This window comes from Komagataeibacter intermedius TF2 (assembly GCF_000964425.1).
Lineage (GTDB): Bacteria > Pseudomonadota > Alphaproteobacteria > Acetobacterales > Acetobacteraceae > Komagataeibacter > Komagataeibacter intermedius.
Window position 1 is genome coordinate 1 of the sequence record NZ_BANF01000221.1, and the last position, 626, is coordinate 626.

Consider the following 626-nt stretch of genomic DNA (forward strand, 5'->3'; position numbering starts at 1 on the left):
CCTGCAGGGGGATCGTTATGCCGGGAAATTCGCTGCGATGGCACGGGACGTCGGTCTCTGGTCAGGACGGATATCTCCGAAAGGGCCGGGAGAGGATTGGAATGCGGTCCTGAGGACCCGCAGGGAAGGAATGGAGGCAGGTTCTGTTCCCGTTGCGCCCTTGTGCCGCCTGTCCAAAGTCTTGGGTTCAGGGGCGAAAGCGCAGCCGGAGACGGTTTCCCCGTCATGGCTGGGTCAGGCCGAGGCGCACGGCACGCAGCGGCCGCCGCGGGTTTCGGACGCCTCATTGCCTGCTTCGTCTGAACCTGTCCGGAAGCCTGCCAGACCACGGTCAGGTTCATCGCCGGGGCTGTCCTTGTGAACCAGCGTGAGTCCTTTGGGCCCACCGGACAGACGGCATCGCGGGCTGCAGGCTTTGTCCGGACATATGCGGGCCTGTGTGCATGCGCGAACGGCCCTGCCGCCAGGGGCGACGGATATGCGGAAATACGTGGCGCGCCGATTGCGGGGCAACGCGCGGTCTCGATGGCCCGAGGCCGGGACTTGGCAGGCCGCATCGCCTCCTTCACCGACGATCACGGGATGATCGTCATTTACGGCTGGCGTGCCACAGAGGTGGGCGCCGA

At 65.8% G+C, this 626-nt stretch carries 1 pseudogene; it reads left to right on the plus strand.

What is annotated here, in order from left to right:
• Positions 1-357: 357 nt before the first annotated feature.
• Positions 358-626, plus strand: a pseudogene (locus B7449_RS16510) (hypothetical protein); the annotation flags it as partial.